Source organism: Rhodococcus sp. ENV425, assembly GCF_002887785.1.
Taxonomy (GTDB): domain Bacteria; phylum Actinomycetota; class Actinomycetes; order Mycobacteriales; family Mycobacteriaceae; genus Rhodococcus; species Rhodococcus aetherivorans.
In genome coordinates, this window is the sequence record NZ_PCZU01000175.1 from 24,851 (window position 1) to 27,904 (window position 3,054).

General features: G+C 72.4%; 2 protein-coding genes. One reads left to right on the plus strand and one right to left on the minus strand.

The window, feature by feature from the left end:
- Positions 1 to 1,948, minus strand: a 1,948-nt coding sequence (dxs, locus tag CQZ88_RS14175) for a 1-deoxy-D-xylulose-5-phosphate synthase (RefSeq protein WP_102799925.1), incomplete at its 3' end; no start/stop codon positions are given.
- Positions 1,949 to 2,232: 284 nt separating this feature from the next.
- Between dxs and CQZ88_RS14180 the strand changes: the two genes are divergently transcribed.
- A partial coding sequence (locus CQZ88_RS14180) for an ATP-binding cassette domain-containing protein (protein ID WP_102799924.1) occupies positions 2,233 to 3,054 on the plus strand: 822 nt, incomplete at its 3' end.

The window sequence follows — 3,054 nt, forward strand, 5'->3', positions numbered from 1 at the left end:
CGACGTCGCCCGCGGACTCCTCCCCGGCGGTCCCGTCCACGGCCTGCTCCGCCTTCTGCGCGGCACCGAGCCCGACGACCCAGCCGGTCACCTGACGCGCGACGTCCTGCGCGGTCAGCCCCAGCTCACGATGGATCTGTTCCCGTGAGGCATGATCCAGGAACCGTTGCGGCACACCGAGTTCACGGGTGGGAACGTCGACCCCGGCCGCCCGCAGGGCCGACGAGACCGCCGAACCCACACCGCCGTGCATGCCGCCGTCCTCCACGGTGACGACGAGCCGGAAGTCCCGCGCCAGCCGGGCGAGGGCCGCCGGGACGGGCAGCACCCAGCGCGGGTCGACGACGGCGGCGGTGAGGCCGTGCTGCTCGAGCCGCTCCGCTGCGTCGAGCGCCAGGCCCGCAAACGCGCCGACCGCGACGATCAGCACGTCACCGCGACGCTCGGACGGCATCCGCAGCACGTCGACGGTGCCGTCGATGCGCTCCACCGCAGGGATGTCGGGGCCGACCGCGCCCTTCGGGAACCGCAGTACGGTCGGGCCGTCGGCGATGGCGAGCGCCTCGCCGAACTCCTCGCGCAGGGTCGCGCCGTCGCGCGGCGACGCCACCCGGATCCCCGGGATCACGCCGAGCAGGGAGAAGTCCCACATACCGTTGTGGCTGGCGCCGTCGGCGCCGGTGATGCCGGCCCGGTCGAGCACCACGGTCACGGGCAGCCTCAGCAGCGCCACGTCCATCAGCAACTGGTCGAAGGCGCGGTTGAGGAACGTCGAGTACACCGCGACCACCGGGTGCATTCCGCCGAGCGCGAGGCCGGCGGCGGAGGTGACGGCGTGCTGCTCGGCGATGCCGACGTCGAACATCCGGTCGGGGTAGCGTTCGCCGAAGGCCGACAGCCCGGTCGGTCCCGGCATCGCCGCGGTGATCGCCACGACGTCCTTGCGGCGGCCGCCCTGCACGAGCAGTTCGTCGGAGAACACCGACGTCCAGTCCGGAGCCGACGCCGCCGCGGTGGCGCGGCCGGTGACCGGGTCGATGACACCGGTGGCATGCATCTGATCGGCGACATGGTTCTCGGCCGGGGCGTACCCGGCGCCCTTGCGGGTGACGGCGTGCACGATCACCGGTCCGCCGAACGACTTGGCGCGGCGGAGGGCGGCCTCGAGAGCGGCCTCGTCGTGGCCGTCGACCGGTCCGAGGTACTTCAGGCCGAGGTCGGTGAACAACACCTGCGGGCTGACCGCGTCCTTGATGCCGACCTTCATCCCGTGCAGCACGGAGTACGCGGCCGCACCGATCCACGGCAGCCGCTTCACGAAGCGGCGGCCGTTGTCGAGGACACGCTCGTAGCCGGGCTGCAGCCGCAGCGCCGCGAGGTGCTCGGCCAGTCCGCCGATGGTGGGGGCATAGGAGCGGCCGTTGTCGTTGACGACGATCACGAGCCGCCGGTCCTTGCCGGCCGCGATGTTGTTCAGCGCCTCCCAGCACATCCCGCCGGTGAGCGCGCCGTCGCCGACCACGGCGACCACGGTCCGGTCCTGCTGGTCCGACAGCTCGTAGGCCTTGGCGAGGCCGTCGGCGTAGGACAGGGCGGCCGAGGCGTGCGAGGACTCGACCCAGTCGTGCTCGCTCTCGGCGCGGCAGGGGTAGCCCGACAGGCCGCCCTGCTTGCGCAGCGTGTCGAAGCCGTCCTTACGACCGGTCAGGATCTTGTGGACGTACGCCTGATGCCCGGTGTCGAAGATGATCGGGTCGTGGGGGGAGTCGAAGACCCGGTGCATGGCGATGGTCAGTTCGACGACGCCGAGGTTGGGGCCGAGGTGTCCCCCGGTCGCCGCCACCTTCTCGACCAGGAACTGCCGGATCTCCCCGGCGAGTTCCCTGATCTCCGGCTGGCTGAGCCGACGCAGGTCCTCGGGCGACTCGATGCGGGACAGGACACCCAACTGGAATTGCTCCCTCCGGCTCGGACCCGCGCGTCTCCGCGCGAGCGGTTCTACCCAGTCTACGGAGCGTCGGAGGTGGTCGACTCGCTTCGTCGTGCCGCCGCCCCGTCTCACACCGTGTCCCTCACCTCATTATGCCGATGATGTGACGTCGCCCACGGTGGCGCCGGTGTGGCACGCCAGGCCCCGCCGAGCGGGGGTGGGCACTGCGCGGGGCGACCCCAGGCCGGTCGAATCCGACAAAACCGATTGCCGGGCCCGGCACCGTGGGCGAGGCTGGACCCATGCCCCCTGCACTGGCCATCGAGACCTCGGGCTTGATCAAGCGATTCGGCGCGGAGACCGCCGTGGCCGGAATCGACCTCGCCGTCCCCGCCGGCGGCGTCTACGGCGTCCTCGGCCCGAACGGCGCCGGGAAGACGACCACGATCCGGATGCTGGCCACCCTGCTCGCACCGGACGGCGGGACCGCGACCGTACTCGGGCACGACGTGCGTCTTCAGCCCGAGCTCGTGCGGCGCCGGGTCTCGCTCACCGGCCAGTTCGCGTCGCTCGACGAGGATCTGACCGGCGCGGAAAACCTGGTACTGCTCGCCCGGCTGCTGGGCTTCTCCAGGGCGGGTGCCCGGTCCCGGGCCGGACAGCTGCTGGCGGCGTTCGATCTGGAGCCGGCCGCGGGCCGTCAGGTGAAGCTGTACTCGGGGGGCATGCGGCGGCGCCTCGACATCGCCGCGAGCATCATCGTCGCCCCCGAACTGATCTTCCTGGACGAGCCGACGACGGGGCTCGACCCGCGCAGCCGCAACCAGGTGTGGGAGATCGTGCGGGCGCTCGTGGCCGCGGGGACGACGGTGCTGCTGACGACGCAGTACCTCGACGAGGCGGACCAGCTCGCCGACCGGGTCGCGGTCATCGACCGTGGCCGGGTGATCGCCGAGGGCACCCCGGGCGAGCTCAAGGCGTCCGTCGGGTCGGGTTCGCTGCACGTGCGGGTGGTCGATCCCGCGCGCCGGGACGAGGCGGCGGCGGTGCTGGGCGCCGCGCTGGGGGTGGCGGTGACGGCCGCGTCCGATCCGGCCGCGCTGACCGCACGGGTGGACGATCCG